Source organism: Pseudarthrobacter oxydans (assembly GCF_030812335.1).
Classification (GTDB): Bacteria; Actinomycetota; Actinomycetes; order Actinomycetales; family Micrococcaceae; genus Arthrobacter; species Arthrobacter oxydans_B.
In genome coordinates, this window is sequence record NZ_JAUSSN010000019.1 from 22,836 (window position 1) to 37,012 (window position 14,177).

The following is a 14,177-nucleotide window of genomic DNA, read 5'->3' on the forward strand; positions in this document are numbered from 1 at the left end:
GGAGGCTGTATATAATTTCCCCGTACGGTTTTGCAGCGAGCCGTTGGATTGTTCTTCGATCCGGCCACTCGCCGTCCGCCACTGCCGCTCCGCCGCGGGTGGGCCGCCCGTCCGGATCGTTTTGACCTGAGCGAAACGGCACGACGAGACAGTGGTTAGCGAATCAATCGCAGCTTCCCCAGATGCAACTTCAACCAACCAGCACCTGCACGAACTGGTGCTCAACAGCTCCGACGTTGAGGAGTTCCTGCGCGAACTGGCGCGGGTCTCCGCGCGCAGCCTCTCGGAGCCGGGCGACGAGATCCTGTGCGGGATCACGCTGTTCCGGCACCGGAAGGCCGCGACGGTGGCCAGCAGCAGCGCGGCCGCCCAGTCCATGGACGAAATCCAGTACACCTTCGGCGACGGCCCGTGCGTGACGGCGTCACGGGAACAGGAAACCGTCCACATCCGGGATCTCGCGGACTGCGGGCGCTGGCCGCAGTACGCCGCCACCGTCCGGGGCCTCGGCGTCCGCTCGATCCTGGCCCTGCCGTTCCTGCTCGACGGCGACACCCGTGCGGCCCTCAACCTGTACTCGCACCGGGCCGGCCGGTTTGATGGGAGGGCGATGGACCTGGCCCGGAATTTCGTGAGCCAGACGTCCCTGGCGCTGCGGCTGGCGGTGCGTTTCGCGCACTACAGCGACACGGCCGCGAACCTCCGGGCCACCCTGGAGACCCGCACCGGCATCGACGTCGCGGTCGGCATCATCATGGCGCAGAACCGCTGCAGCCAGGCCGAGGCCTTCGAACTCCTCAAGGCCGCTTCCAGCGCCCGCAACATCAAACTGCACGCCGTGGCGGCCGGCGTTGTGGAGTCACTCGGCAAGGGGCCGGCCCGGACGCATTTCGACGTCTAGGCCCCGCTCCGGATTTCCCGGACCAGCCAATCAACGATCATCCGGCTGGCGCCGGAACTGCTGTCGGCCCGGTGCTGCTGGGTGTGCCACCGGTGGACGTCGTCCTGTCGCCCGCCGCGGGAGTCCAGGTATCCGGTGAACGGGCAGTCCTCGACGGCGTGCGGGTGCGGGGATCCGAGCCGGAGGAACTTCCAGTGGAAGGCCAGTGCGCCAAGGGCCGTCCGCACCTGGCGGGCGCATACCCGTGACTCGAAATCCGCAGTCCAGCCCGGGACCTCGGAGGCAGGCATCGGACGGGCGAGGTGGTAGCCCTGGCCGTACCGGGCGCCCAGGACGGCCACGGCTTCGGTCATGCCAAGGTCCTCCAGGCCTTCGGCCACGACCGTCAGGTCAAAATCCCGGCCGATCTGCACGAGGGTCGCGATCAGGCTCAGTGTCTCCAGCGGACTGGTGCGGAGACCGGTGAGCATGTCCCGGTCGATCTTCACCGCCGTGAAGGGCAGCATCGACAGCCGCTTGAGGCTGCTGTAGCCCGCGCCGAGATCGTCCATGGCGAGGCCCACCCCCAGTGTGACCAGCCGGTCCAGCGGGGCACGGAGCAGGTCCCAGTCCGCGGTTTCGGTTTCGAGCAGTTCCAAAACCAGCCGTTGCGGCGCGATCGAGTGCCGCCGGAGGGACTCTTCAACGAAGGGCAGGCAGCCCTGGTCCGTCAGGGTGGACGGGGCAATGTTGACGGAGACCCTGGCGGAGAGCCCCTGCCCGTCCCAGGCCGCGAGGCACGCCAATGTCTGGTCCAGTCCCGCCCGGAACAGCCTCGCGGTCTCGGCCGTGCTGAGGTGCTGGAGAAACGCCGCCGGCGGCACGAGGCTGCCATCCTCCAGCCGCAGCCGGGCCAGGGACTCGAAGAGATGGACGCCGCCGGAATCGAAGTCGACCGCCGGCTGCATGAACATCTCCAGCCCGCCGCCGAACAGCCGCTCCTTGCACAAGGCGACGGAACCGCCGGCGGGGTCCGCCTCCGCGGGCGCCCCGCCGGGTGGTTCGAGGGCCACCGGGGGTCCGGCAGCCGCCGCGCTGGCGCCCGCCGCAGGCCCGGCCAGCTCCCACCATCCCCGCGTCCGGCTCCCGCGGGCTTTGGCCACTTTGAGTGCGGCGTCGGCGGTACGCAGCAGGGTGCGCATTTCGATGCCGTCGCGGGGCGAACATGCCAGCCCCGCGCTCATGGTCAGGGAAATCAATTCCCCGGACACATCGAAGGGCTCATCCATGCTGCGGCCGAGCCGCTGGAGCACAACGCCCAGCGCCGCGGCGTCGGCGCCGGCTGCGCCGGCAACCACGAGCACGAATTCGTCGCCGCCCATCCGCGCGAGGAACTCCGACGGCTGGAGCCGGGCCTGCATCCGGGCGGCCCAGCTTTTCAGGATGATGTCACCGGCCTCGTGGCCGAGGGCGTTGTTCACTTCCTTGAACCGGTCCAGGTCAATCAGTCCGACGACGACGGCGGGCCGGGAGCCGCCGTCGGAATCCAGCACCTTCGCGAGGTGGCCGTCCAGGGCGGCGCGGTTGGGCAGGCCGGTCAGCTGATCGTGGGCGGCCTGGAATCGGAGCTGTTCGTGCAGCGCCACCCGGGCGTTGATGTCCCGCTGCACGCTGACGAAGTGCGTCACCTGACCGTGCTCGTCCCGGAGCGGGGTGATGGTCAGGGCGTTCCAGAACGGCGACCCGTCCTTGCGGTAATTGAGGATTTCGCCGCGGAACTGCTCCCCTCGGGCCAGCGCGTCACGGATGGCTCCGGCGGCCTCCGGCGCGGTACCCGCCCCCTGGAGGATCCGGCAGTTGGCGCCAAGGACCTCTGCCTCCGTGTAGCCGGTGATGGCGCTGAAGGAGCGGCTGGCGTGCAGGATGTTCTGTGCCGCGTCGGTGATGAGGGAGATTTCGGAGGTGGCTTCGAGGGCGCGGACAAGGAGCTCCGGGGGAACGCCGTCGGCCACGTGGGGCGACGCCCCGGCCGCGGGTGGTGGCCGGCGAAGAGACATGCTGAACCCTCGAAAGGTCAGTCCGGGAACCGGACATTGATTCGTTCAATGCCAGACTAGCCGTCGCGGGGCCAGCGCGGGCGATTATTGGCGCGGAGGCTCAGCCGCTACGTCCAGGATGGTGCGGATCGTGTCCTCGTGGGCGAGGATCCGGAAGTGGCCGGCGGTCTCGAGCCGGATGTTCCGGGCGCCGGGGAGCATGCTCCCCTCGGGGATATGCGGGTCAAAGAGCCCGTAGACCGAGGTGATGCGCTCGTTGACGCGCTCTTCACGTGAGAGCTGCATGGTCACGGCACTCCGGGGCGAGAAGGCGCGCAGGCTCGGCAGCAGCATGAACGAGGCATAGCGTGAGCCGGAGAACGGTGAACAGACCGCCACCATGCCGGCGATGCGGCGATCCGGGTCCAGCTGCATCATCACGAATTTGCCGATCAGTCCGCCTTTGCTGTGGGCGACGATCATCGCGTCCGAGAGGTCACGGTCCCGGATGTATCCGGCAATCAGGTCCGCGGCCCTGGGCACCGCGAGCCGGTTCCGGTGCAGCAGGGTCAGCACGTGCACCGGATGGCCGGCCTCATGAAGCCGCTTAACCAGCGGCAGCATAAACCGCCAATCCTCATAAACCCCGGGAATCACCACCACGGGCCGTCCGGTCCCGCCGAGGAAATCCTCCGGCTTGGTCCGGGACAGCGCACTGAGGACCTGCCGGCCGGCGGCATAGAGGTAGTCCTGGGTCCACCAGCGGGCGGCCTGCAGGACCCCGCTCATACCGGGCGCCCCTGAGGAGCCTCTCCGGCCGTCCGGCGGAGTCCGGCGAAGTCCAGGATGGCGCCCGCCACTTCCTCGGAGCGGTTGTGCTGCACCACGTGTCCGGTGCCTTCGATTTCGAGCAGTTGCCCCTGGACCGCGTGGGCGGCCAGCCGGCGGCACCAGTCAGCGGAGGCTACGGGGTCCTGGGCGCCCCGCATCACAAGGACCGGGGCAGCCACCCCGGTGATCTTCTGCTCCGTGGGGTAGCCCATCATGACGCGCAGGGTCTTCAGGTACCAGGTGGGCCCGCAGCGGAAATAGTCCGTGAAGACGAGGGCGTTCGAGGACGGGCTTTCGTACAAGATGCTGTCCCGGCCCAGCGCCAGGGCCTGCTGCACGACGGTGCGGCGCTTCGCATCGACCACCGGTCCCATCAGGACGAGCTGGGAAATCCGGCCAGGCTGCTGCAGCGCCGCTTCGATCGCGAACTGGGTGCCCATCGAGTGCCCGACGAGCACGAACTCCAGGACCCCCAGCTGTTCGAGGGCGCCGAGGATGTAGGTGGCGTGGTCGGCGACCGTGAGCGTTTGCTCCGGGCGTGGCGTGGCGCCGAAGCCGGGCAGGTCGATTGAGTAGGTGTCAACGGACTCCGCGAGCAGCGCGTGGAGCCGGCTGAGATAGCGGTGCGAGACGCCGATCCCGTGGATCAGCACGACGGCTGGACGCGCCTCCCCGGCGCCGGCTGGACCGGCGGGCCGTGCGGAGACGAAGACATGGCCCAGATGGCCTGCGGCCTCGATCTCGATGCGGTCGGGCCTGCTCATGGTGGGCTCATTTCTATTCGGCGCTTCTGGTCAGCACCACTTGTCAGCGTCTAGTAAGCATACTGACAGAACCCGGCGGTCAGTCATTCCGCTTGTCGCGCTCGCTGAACTCCTCATCGAGGTCGTAGTGCCTGAACTCGGTTTCCGGGTTCGGTTCGCCGTCCGCCACGTATTCGTGGTCCAACTGCCGCTGAACCTGGCTGTCGAGGACCTGAAGATCCTTGTCCGCCACCACGGTGAGGTCCTCCGGGAATTCATCCTCCGGCGTGAGGTGCAACTTCTCGGTCATGTCAATGCCTCTCTGGGCAGGGGAAGTGGACTCGAATTTCTGCGTCCCGGCCGACTTTAGAATAGCCGGGGCCACCGAAGAGTGGAATACGGCGGACGGGCCGCGGTGTATCTTGGGCAGTCAGGGCCCGCAGCCGGGCCAGGCAAACGGACCGGTTTAGCCGGAGCGGGGAGGACCCGATGGGCAGCGAACGCAAGGACCCGGAGGACATCGTCAAGGACGGCGTTGAGGACGGAAACCAGGCGGGTGCAGCGCCGGTGGCCCGCGAAGAGGGCCAGGACGTGAGCCCGGCGGGGTCAGGCTCCACCGAGGCCCAGGCAGCAGCCGGGGCACGGGACGACAACAAGGCCACCGGCCCGGCGGAAGAACAGGACGAGCAGTCCGCCGACGACCGCGGGCTCACTACGGATTCCAGCCCGGACTAGGACTTGGCCGCCCCTGGCCGCCCGGCCCGGCAAAGGCCCGGCCCCTTCAGCCGGGCGGCCGTGCAGCCGGGCTCAGTGCGAAGCCGGAGCCCGGCCTACGCGGGGCCGACGTTGACGAGCCAGTCGGTCCCGAACCGGTCCGTGCACATCCCGAAGACATCTCCCCAGGGAGCTTTCTCCATGGGGACGGTCACTTGTCCGCCGTCGGCGAGCTTGTCGAAGTAACCGCGCAGTTCGGCCTCGTCGGAGCCGCTAAGCGACACCGAAATGCTGCTGCCGGGCTTGTAGTCCATGCCGTTGGGTGTGTCCGCACCCATCAGCACCATTCCCTTGGCCGTGCTCAGCATGGCGTGCATGATCTTGTCCTGCTCGGCAGGATCTTCGCTGGCGTGGTATTCGCCGAAGGTGCTCATGGTCAGTTCTCCGCCAAATACCGACTGGTAGAACGTCATGGCTTCCTTGGCGTTGTCGCGGAAACTCAGGTACGGGTTGAGCGTGGTCATATCCGGGACTCCTTGCAGCTGGGGTGCTGGCCGGGGTGCCGTGTGGCGGCCCCGGCGGTGCACGTTACAGGGCATATCCTGCCCCAGATCATCTCCAGAGGGTAGGTGTCTCCGGGCGCCCAGACCCAGGGGCGCGCCGCTTAGGCCGTCTGGCCGGCGTGCTCGCCCTCCTCGATTTCCTCCAGCAGCTTGTCGTTGAAGGCGGGAAGGTCGCGCGGGTTCCGGCTGGTCACGAGGCCCTGGTCGACCACGACCTCCTGGTCGCTCCAGTTGGCCCCGGCGTTCCTCAGGTCGGTCTGGAGCGTGTGGTACGACGTGACATTCCGGCCGCTGATGACGCCTGCGTCGATTAGCAGCCACGGGCCGTGGCAAATCGAGGCCACCGGCTTGTGCTGCTCGAAGAAGGCCCGGGTGAAGGCCTGGGCGCCCTTGTCGGCCCGGAGATGGTCCGCGTTGACGACGCCGCCGGGGATCACCAGCGCATGGAAATCGGAGGCGTTCGCCTCGGCGACCGTGAGGTCGACGTCGAACTTCTGCCCCTTTTCGGTGCCGTCATAGCCCTGGAGCTTGCCGCCCTTGGGGGCCACCAGCGTGGGCACGCCGCCGGCCTCCTTCACTGCGTTCCAGGGGCTGGTCAGTTCCACCTGCTCCACACCGTCCGTGAGCAGGAAGGCGACTTTCTTACCGGCAATGTTGTGCTCTGACATGGGTCCTCCTCTGGTGCCCGGGGAGGGTCACGCAGCCGGTGGCCCGGCCGGGATCCTCCGCACGGAGAGATTGATGCCTTACAGGACCAACTTTAGGAAGCGACAAACTGATAAGCAAGCTGAGTATGTTGCCGTTTTGGTCCCCGCCGAAAACGGGCGCTTTTGTCACCCCGGCCTCCTTTCGCTGCGTCGGAAGTGAGAGCCTCCTCCGGTCAACGGTCCTCTGGCCAGTGCATCACGGCCTCGCTACTCTGACGGAAGGACTGCTACCCGAAAGAAGGCCGTCATGGACGAACGACACATCCTGGAACGCATTGCAGCGTTGGTCGAAGAAGAACAGGCGCTCCGCGAGAAGGCCCCGTCCTCCTCGCCGGACTACGAGCACAGCCCCGAGCACGCCCGGCTGAAGCGCATCGAAGAGGACCTGGACCAGTGCTGGGACCTCCTGCGGCAGCGCCGGGCCAAGCTGCAGTATGGCGAAAACCCTGACGAGGCGGAGCCCCGCCCAGTCAAGCAGGTGGAAAACTACGAGTCCTGAGCCCCGGGCGGGTGTGCGATGTTGATTGGGCTGCTGGGCGACGTCATGCTGGGCCGGCTCGTGAACGAGCGGCTGAGACGGGTCGGCGCCGATTACCCCTGGGGAGACACCGACTCCGTGCTGCGCCAGGCGGACCTCACGATCGCCAACCTCGAATGCGTCCTGGCAGCCGGCGGGGAGCCGGAGGCCGGGAAGGTATTCCATTTCCGTTCCGACCCGAAGAACGTGGCAAGCCTCCGTTCCGCCGGGATCGGGATGGTGTCGCTGGCCAACAACCATGTCCTGGACTACGGGGCCGCGGCCTTCCGCGAAATGCTGCCGGCGCTCGACGCGGCCGGCGTCCTGCACGCCGGTGCCGGCCTGGACCGGGACGCCGCCCGCCGGCCTGCGGTGCGCCGCGTGGCGGGGACCGCCGTCGGCCTCATTGCCTTCACCGACAACCAGCCGGACTGGGAAGCCGACGTCGGGCCCGGGGTTTTCTACGTGCCGGTAGTGGGCAGCGACCGCAGGGTGGAGGAACTGCTGGCCCTGGTCCGGCGGACGAAGTCCCGCGTCGAGTTCCTGGTCGTCTCCGCCCATTGGGGTCCGAACTGGGGCTCCGGGGCTCCGTCCGAGCACCGTGAGCTGGCCCGGGCACTCATCGAGGCGGGTGCCGACGTCGTCTTCGGGCATTCGCCGCACATCTTCCGGGCCATCGAGGTGTTCCGGAACCGGCCGATCATCTACAGCGCCGGGGACTTTGTGGACGATTACGCGGTGGATCCGCTGGAGCGCAACGACCAGTCGTTCATCTTCCTGCTCGCCACAGACGGCGGCACACCGCTGGGGCTGCGGCTGTACCCGACGCTGATCACCGATTTCCAGGCACGGCTGGCGGGCCGGAGTTCCCGGCAGATCGCGGAACGGATGCAGCGGCTCAGCCGGCACCTCGGGACGGCCAGCAGCTGGGACGCCGCCGGCGGGTTCCTGGAAATTCCGCTGGCCGCCGCGGGCTGAGGCGCCGCCCCGACGAGGTTGCTGGTCCACCTGCCGTGCCGAGCGGGGCAGGCCGACGACGGCGGGACGTGGCGCCGTCGTCGTCCGTTACCCGCCGCTTACCCACAGCACGGCGGAGCGGGTTATGCTTGAAGTGGACCGCCGTTCAAGGCGTCCCGGCTCAGCAGGGGGCATACGCAGGGCGATAGTGCCCTCACGCCATAAGGCCTGCAAGTGCTCAACCAGCCATTCAACCCACTCCCCCTCGATGAACTCACCGCCGTCTTCGCGCGCATCAAAGGCCTGCTCCTGACCGAGGACAAGGTAGACCGTGCACTGCAGCTGCTCGTCCAGGCCGTCCGGGATGCCATTCCGGGATCAGCCGGGGCCGGAATCTCACTGTTCGACGAGCAAGGGCGCGGAAGCAGCACCGCGTCGACAGCACAGCTCGTGGGACAGGCGGACGCCGCCCAGCACGACCTGGGTCAGGGCCCGTGCGTCGAGGCCTGGACGGCAGGGATAACAATGCTGGTCCACGACACCGCAGCCGATGACCGGTGGCCGCTCTGGAGCGAGGCTGTCGCGTCGCTGCCCATCCGTTCCGTCGTCAGCACCCCGCTGGCCGCCGCCGGCGGACCCATCGGAACGCTGAAGATCTACGCTGCGCTGCCAGCGGCCTATACCGCCGCCACCGGGCATCTGCTCGAGAAATTCGCGGTTCCCGCGGCAACCCTGCTCGCCCATGTCCAGGGCTCGGAAGCACCCCGGCACCTGAGCGGCCCGCTCAAGGGCGCACTCGCCGGCCGGGACAACACCAACCGCGCGTGCGGGATCCTGATGGAACGCCACGGACTGTCGGCGGAGCAGGCCCTGAGGGAGTTGCTGCGCCGTGCCCGGACTGAAGGCACGCCGCTGTCCGTGGTGTGCTCCGGGCTCATCGACGGCGCGCAAATGTCTGCCGGCAACTAAGAACCCGGCGCCGGGCGCGAGCCCGGCCGGTATCAGGGCTTTTTGGTCATTTCCCCGCTGACGGTCAGCTGCTCCGCGACCTCGCGAAGCTTGATATTCAGCTCTGAGCTGGCCCGCGACAGCAGCAGGAACGCCTGCTGGGCGGTGATCTTGTACCGCTCCATCAGGATTCCCTTGGCCTGACCGATGAGGTCACGGGTATCCAGGGCCAGGGTGAGCTGGCTGACCTGCTGGCTGCCGGCGACGGCGACGGCGGCGTGGGCAGCCACCAGCGCCCCGATCCGCTCCGATTCGGCGTCGAAGACGCCCACGTCATTCCCGAAGAGATTCAAGGCCCCGAGGTGGTCCCCATTCACAAAGAGCTGGAAGGAGAGCATGCTCCGCGCTCCGAGCTCGAACGCCTGCCGCGAGAAATCCGGCCAGCGCCTATCCGTGCTCAGGTCGGGAACGCTCACAACCCGCTTTTCATAGGAGGCGTCAAGGCACGGGCCTTGCCCGGTTTCGCTTTGCAGAGCATCCACCCGGCGCGGCAGATCGCTGGAAGCGGCACGCGATTCAATCGTCCGGCGGCCCGTGACCAGGCTGACTGAGGCCTCGGCAGCGTGTGGCACCAGTTCCAACGAGGCGTGCACGATGCCTGCCAGCATGGATTCAGGGTCCTCCTTATGCTGGAGTTCCCGGGCGATGTCGCCGAGGCGAATGGCAAGGGCGTCCGCGCCGATCGGTTCGGTGTCCTGCAGACCCGGCGCCCGCTCACCCGTTTCCGCTGAATTTGGCACCATCACGGCGCCCCCCTTCTTGCGTTGTTGAATCGCTGCTCTCATTCGAAATATACCCCTGCGAACGCCGCCGGAACCGGGCCGGAGACAAATATCTAACGGGGCGGTCCCGCGGTATCAACGGCGCCGTGTGAGACTGGGGCATCGGACTCAATCGAGACTGGCACCTCCTGCACAGCAGACTCTCCAAGGAGCAGCAGACATGAACAGTCCAGAGCAGAATCCCCCCGGCCTGCGCCAAATCCACGAGGAAAGCAAGGGCCGGCCCGACCTCAGCAGCCTGCACGTCCGCGAGGACGTGGCCATCACCGGGCTGTGCGGCAACGTCCACCTGCCCACCGGCCGGACCTGTGATGTGCCCGAGCGGCACGAGGGCTCCTGCCGCTTCGTCGGTCCCGAGGACGCGGAAAACCTGGCAGTGCACTAAACGCCGGGGCGGCCGCGCCGGCCGGGGCTGGTTGCCGCCGAGTACCGCGCGTACGCTCGCGGTGTGGACATTGTCGATTTCCTGTCCGAGCGGATCACCGAGGACGAGGCCGTGGCGCGGACGCTCCTCGGCGACCGGACTGTCTCGCAATCCGGCGCCTGGTACGAACAACGCCTGCTACTCGAATGCGAGGCCAAGCGGCGCCTGATCCACATTGTGGAATCCGCCCGGCAGGCGGCCCTCGCGTCACTGGTGAGCGACACGGTCCAGGAGGCCGGCTGGATCCCCCAATCGCTGGAATGGCTTGAGCAGTCGCTGAACGCCCTGGCCCTGCCCTATTACGACCACCCGGACTTCGATCAGGACTGGCTCCGCCCTTAGGGACCTGCCGCTGTCCTTTTCCAAGTAATGCCAAAGGTCCGTGTGCAAGAGACAGCTGCGGGCCTAAGCTATGACCGGGGGGCGTTCAGTAGCGTAGACGCTTAAGGGAGGCCACTATGTTCAGCCACGTCCGCCGTCCAGGATCATCACGGGAACCAGTGCGTGCAGCCGAGGGGGCACACCGGAATGCCGGAACCGCCGCACCGCCGCCGAGAATGACGTCAAGGTTCCGGCGAATCATGGGCGGCCTCGCAGCGCTGAGCCTGGCCGTGGCCGGAGGCCTTGTCGCCGCCGCCCCTTCAGCCAGCGCCGAGAAGGAACAACGCTATATTGTGGTGCTGAAGGACGGCGTTGTTGACGCCGGCACAGCGGCCGCCGCCCAGCGGGGCAGCTACGGTCTTTCTGTTTCCACGGTCTATCGGGCAGCCGTGAGCGGGTACGCCGCCACGATGACGGCGTCCGTCGCGGCCCGCCTCGCTGCCGATCCGGGCGTTGACTTCGTCACCCTGGCCCGGGAATTCGAGGAGCCCCCAGCCCCCGAGCCGACCACCCAGATGGAGCCGCTCTGGTGGCTGAGGATCGGCGGCACTGCCTCCGGCGACACGGATCCCGACGGTGAAAAGGACGCCACCGGCGTCAACGTGGCCGTGATCGACAGCGGCATCGACGGAAACCATCCGGACCTCAACGTGCGCGGCGGCGTCGACTGCTCCACCGGGTCGCCGGTCGAGGTGGACCCCACGGATGACGTTGGACACGGAACCTTCGTGGCCGGGGTCATCGGCGCAAAGGACAACGACGAGGGCGTCATCGGGGCGGCGCCGGGAACTCCGCTGTGGTCCGTTCGCGTTGTCAATGACGCCGGGGTGATCACGGAGGAAATGCTCATCTGCGCCATCGACTGGGTGACGGAGACACGCAAGGACGAGGACCCGAAGAACGATATCGAGGTGGCCAACATCAGCATCGGCGGCCCCGGCACTGAAACCGGCGACTGCGGCAAGGGCACGGATCCGATGCACTACGCCATCTGTCGTTCGATCAAGGCCGGAGTCGTGTACGCCGTCGCAGCCGGGAACTCCGGTCAGGACATCGCCGGCACCGTTCCTGCCACGTACGACGAGGTGCTGACCGCCACGGCGATGGCGGACTTCGACGGCAAGCCTGATGGCCTCGAGGCCCCGGTTTGCGGCGCCGAGGACTGGTCGGCGGTGGGGCAGCTGGATGACCGTCCGGCGTTCTTCTCCAATTACGCCAGCGAGTCCGAGGACCAGGCCCATACCATCGCAGGCCCCGGGGTCTGTGTGACCTCCACGGCGCCGGGCGGCTACTCCGTGGCCCACGGAACCAGCTTCGCCAGCCCTGCCGTCGCCGGCTCCGTGGCGCTGTGCATCGGCGCCGGGGCGTGTGAGGGTTCGGCTAAGGAGGTGATGTCCCAGTTCCTGGACATCACCGCCGCGTACAACGAGGAAAACCGCGAGTTCGGCTTCGAGGGCGACCCGCTCCGCCCGGTGGATGGCCAGTACTACGGATATCTGACCCAGATTGCTCAGTACGGAACCGAGTAGGGGCCAAGGCCCGGCTGCCCGCTAGGAACCGGGCCGGATCCGCCGCCACCACCGGCGACGGATCTGGTCAGGTTCAGTCCTTGCATCCAGTTCAGCGACGACGGCGGCGCGGGCCGCACGGCGTTCCGCCCAGCGCCGCACCTCGGACTCGACGTCCCGGGTCTTGGTCACCACCGGCGGCCCGCCCTGCAGTTGCCGTCGGGCATCAATCACCCGGGCGTTGAAATCCTCCAGAAGCTGGCGGACCTGCGTTGCGGAGTGCTGCTCATCGATCCGGGCATCGAGCCCGGCGTCCTCGGTGCGGAGCAGGATGGCCTTGGGGCCCATCCCGGTGATGTTTTCGCGCTGGATCAGGCCCTTGACCCACCAGTCGGGGTCGTACTTCTCCCCCAGCCCGGGGATGGGTTTTCCGGCGTATTTGAGGTGGTCGAATTTGCCCTGCGCCATGGCATCGCGGATCAGGTATTCGGCCCTTGCTGCGTCGTCGAATTTTGCGCGCAGCTCACGTTCCTTCTCCTCGGCAGCGGCCAGTTCCTCCTCTTCCTGGACCGTCATTCCGCTGACCCGGAGGGAACGGAGTTCCGCTGCACGCTCCACCCGTCGCCGGAACGACCCGCCTGACCCCCCGCCCATGGCTCCCTGCCCTTCCTGGCCGCGCCGATATGCCTCCTTCCAGTATGCGAAGCAAAGTTCCGGCCGCCAAGGGACGAAGGCCGGAGGACCGGCCGCTGAGGGCTACCCTGGGGTCAGCATCCCGGTAGCCGGACGCGATCCCCCGCAGCCGGAACTCATCCACGACGACGTCGTCAACCGCCACCTGGAGCGTCGACTTTGATGAACCCGCGGACAGGCGGTCCGCTGCGCACCAGCAAGCGCGCACGGTGCCATCCCATCGAGTCCTAGCGCCTCAGGTGCGTGTAGCCGGCAAGGGAATCAAAATCGACGGCTCCGACCCGAAGGGCTCCCGGCCAGTCGGGCGACCTCGGTCCCCGTCGACGGGGCAAGTTCCAGGCCTGCATCCTCAAGCCGCTGCAAACTCATTTCCAGCTTCGATCACGTGGCTTCCCTCCAGGGAGGGTTGCGATGCGGGACTGGTGCTGAGCCGGTCAGGACGGATCCGGAGCCGTGAGCGAGCCGGCGTCCGCGGATGTATCCTGCGGCGGTGAACGCCAGAACAGCTACGTAGGCCCCGGCCCGGCGCCAGCCATCCGGGTCGGCACCCCTGCTCCAGTCCGCCAGAGCGGAAAAGAACGCCCGCGGCAGGACGCGGCGCACGTAGCGGCGTTCGGGGCCCAAGGCCCTTTTGTGGCCCACGACGTGGCTGACCTGGGCTTTGGAAATGCCCTCCGACCAGGACCGCTCCAGCATGTAGCGGAGGGTTCCCCGCTGGACCGGGACGTGGTGACGGACCAGGGCTGCCGGTTCGTACACGATGCGTGAGCCGGGGGATCCAATGACGGCCCGGATGCAGATTTCGGTTTCCTCGCATCCCAGCGGCTTCGTCCCCTGGCGGCCCAGGGAGAGGTTGAAACCGCCCACCTGCTGGAGCACTTGAAGCCGGAAGGACATGTTGGCGCCGATGACGTTCCGCACTTCGGAGGCCACCTTCGGCAGGCCCCGGTAGCTGCAGCCGACGATCCAGTCCAGCTCCGGGCCGAAATGACCGGGCCGGCCGCCTTCCCACACGGGTTCGACCTTGCCACCGACTGCCAGGACATCGGAATCGTCATAGAGGGACGTGAGCTTTTCCAGCCAGTCAGGGGCGGCGACGGCGTCGTCGTCCAGAAACGCCACAATGTCCGCGGTGGCAAGCCCTACCCCGGTGTTGCGGGCTCCGGAGAGCCCCTGCAGCCCGGTGCTCTCCACCAGGGTGACGTCCTGCACGGCCGCCACCAGCCGCTTGTAGAGGTCCACGTTGTGGTCAACCACAACGATCACCTGCTTCGGCTGGAGCGTCTGGGCGTGGACGGAATCAATCACGTCCATCAGCAGGTCCCAGCGCTGCTCCGCATAGGAGCAGATGACCACCGAAACGGAGGGCCGGAAATTTAAGTTGAGCACCTTAGGCTCCTTCCGCCACGGTCAGAACGCTTCGCGGATCCGTG

At 67.5% G+C, this 14,177-nt stretch carries 17 protein-coding genes; 8 read left to right on the plus strand and 9 right to left on the minus strand.

The window, feature by feature from the left end; all coding sequences use genetic code 11:
* The first annotated feature begins 151 nt into the window (after positions 1–151).
* Entirely contained in the window at positions 152–901 is a 750-nt protein-coding gene (locus J2W14_RS20865) for a GAF and ANTAR domain-containing protein (RefSeq protein ID WP_307466111.1), read from the plus strand.
* Here J2W14_RS20865 and J2W14_RS20870 read toward each other — a convergent pair.
* The 4 genes from J2W14_RS20870 to J2W14_RS20885 form a co-directional block, all read right to left on the minus strand.
* Entirely contained in the window at positions 898–2,937 is a 2,040-nt protein-coding gene (locus J2W14_RS20870) for a putative bifunctional diguanylate cyclase/phosphodiesterase (protein ID WP_307466113.1), read from the minus strand. The two genes, J2W14_RS20865 and J2W14_RS20870, sit on opposite strands and share 4 nt — an antisense overlap.
* Before the next feature lie 84 nt (positions 2,938–3,021).
* A complete protein-coding gene (locus tag J2W14_RS20875) occupies positions 3,022–3,705 on the minus strand; it encodes an esterase/lipase family protein (RefSeq protein WP_307466116.1) in 684 nt (227 codons plus the stop codon).
* A complete protein-coding gene (locus tag J2W14_RS20880; protein ID WP_307466118.1) occupies positions 3,702–4,511 on the minus strand; it encodes an alpha/beta fold hydrolase in 810 nt (269 codons plus the stop codon). Before J2W14_RS20880 ends, J2W14_RS20875 begins: the two co-directional genes overlap by 4 nt.
* Before the next feature lie 79 nt (positions 4,512–4,590).
* Positions 4,591–4,800: a hypothetical protein gene (locus tag J2W14_RS20885; RefSeq protein WP_307466120.1), complete on the minus strand. Its 210-nt coding sequence runs from the start codon at positions 4,798–4,800 to the stop codon at positions 4,591–4,593.
* A gap of 179 nt (positions 4,801–4,979) precedes the next feature.
* Between J2W14_RS20885 and J2W14_RS20890 the strand changes: the two genes are divergently transcribed.
* Entirely contained in the window at positions 4,980–5,225 is a 246-nt protein-coding gene (locus J2W14_RS20890; protein WP_307466122.1) for a hypothetical protein, read from the plus strand.
* Between the two features lie 95 nt (positions 5,226–5,320).
* Here J2W14_RS20890 and J2W14_RS20895 read toward each other — a convergent pair whose 3' ends face one another.
* Positions 5,321–5,728, minus strand: a complete 408-nt coding sequence (locus J2W14_RS20895) for a VOC family protein (RefSeq protein ID WP_307466124.1) — start codon at positions 5,726–5,728, stop codon at positions 5,321–5,323.
* 140 nt (positions 5,729–5,868) lie between these two features.
* Positions 5,869–6,435, minus strand: a complete 567-nt coding sequence (locus J2W14_RS20900; RefSeq protein WP_307466125.1) for a type 1 glutamine amidotransferase domain-containing protein — start codon at positions 6,433–6,435, stop codon at positions 5,869–5,871.
* A 286-nt stretch (positions 6,436–6,721) separates the two neighbouring features.
* Here J2W14_RS20900 and J2W14_RS20905 point away from each other — a divergent pair, with 286 nt between their 5' ends.
* The 3 genes from J2W14_RS20905 to J2W14_RS20915 all read left to right on the plus strand — a co-directional run bounded on the left by J2W14_RS20905 (position 6,722) and on the right by J2W14_RS20915 (position 8,917).
* A complete protein-coding gene (locus J2W14_RS20905; protein WP_307466126.1) occupies positions 6,722–6,973 on the plus strand; it encodes a DUF2630 family protein in 252 nt (83 codons plus the stop codon).
* An 18-nt stretch (positions 6,974–6,991) separates the two neighbouring features.
* Positions 6,992–7,969, plus strand: coding sequence for a CapA family protein (locus J2W14_RS20910; protein WP_307466128.1), 978 nt, complete (start codon positions 6,992–6,994; stop codon positions 7,967–7,969).
* A 213-nt stretch (positions 7,970–8,182) separates the two neighbouring features.
* Positions 8,183–8,917 (plus strand): GAF and ANTAR domain-containing protein, encoded by a 735-nt coding sequence (locus J2W14_RS20915; RefSeq protein WP_307466130.1) that lies wholly within the window; start codon positions 8,183–8,185, stop codon positions 8,915–8,917.
* 32 nt (positions 8,918–8,949) lie between these two features.
* On the opposite strand, the gene J2W14_RS20920 is transcribed toward J2W14_RS20915, so the two are convergent.
* Positions 8,950–9,699 carry a GAF and ANTAR domain-containing protein gene (locus J2W14_RS20920; protein ID WP_307466146.1) on the minus strand — a complete coding sequence of 250 codons (750 nt, stop codon included), beginning with the start codon at positions 9,697–9,699 and terminating at the stop codon, positions 8,950–8,952.
* 199 nt (positions 9,700–9,898) lie between these two features.
* Here J2W14_RS20920 and J2W14_RS20925 point away from each other — a divergent pair, with 199 nt between their 5' ends.
* From J2W14_RS20925 to J2W14_RS20935, 3 genes are all read left to right on the plus strand, one after another.
* Entirely contained in the window at positions 9,899–10,123 is a 225-nt protein-coding gene (locus J2W14_RS20925) for a hypothetical protein (protein ID WP_307466132.1), read from the plus strand.
* A gap of 63 nt (positions 10,124–10,186) precedes the next feature.
* Positions 10,187–10,504: a DUF6221 family protein gene (locus J2W14_RS20930; RefSeq protein WP_307466135.1), complete on the plus strand. Its 318-nt coding sequence runs from the start codon at positions 10,187–10,189 to the stop codon at positions 10,502–10,504.
* Positions 10,505–10,743: 239 nt separating this feature from the next.
* The gene (locus tag J2W14_RS20935; RefSeq protein WP_307466138.1) at positions 10,744–12,072 is read left to right on the plus strand and encodes a S8 family peptidase; all 1,329 of its coding nucleotides are present in this window, start codon (positions 10,744–10,746) and stop codon (positions 12,070–12,072) included.
* A gap of 21 nt (positions 12,073–12,093) precedes the next feature.
* Here the strand turns inward: J2W14_RS20935 and J2W14_RS20940 are convergent, their stop codons facing one another.
* Together J2W14_RS20940 and J2W14_RS20945 are read right to left on the minus strand one after the other, a co-directional pair.
* Positions 12,094–12,705 carry a J-domain-containing protein gene (locus tag J2W14_RS20940; protein WP_307466140.1) on the minus strand — a complete coding sequence of 204 codons (612 nt, stop codon included), beginning with the start codon at positions 12,703–12,705 and terminating at the stop codon, positions 12,094–12,096.
* A gap of 420 nt (positions 12,706–13,125) precedes the next feature.
* Complete coding sequence (locus tag J2W14_RS20945) at positions 13,126–14,133, minus strand: glycosyltransferase family 2 protein (RefSeq protein ID WP_307466142.1); 1,008 nt, start codon at positions 14,131–14,133, stop codon at positions 13,126–13,128.
* Between the last annotated feature and the right edge of the window lie 44 nt (positions 14,134–14,177).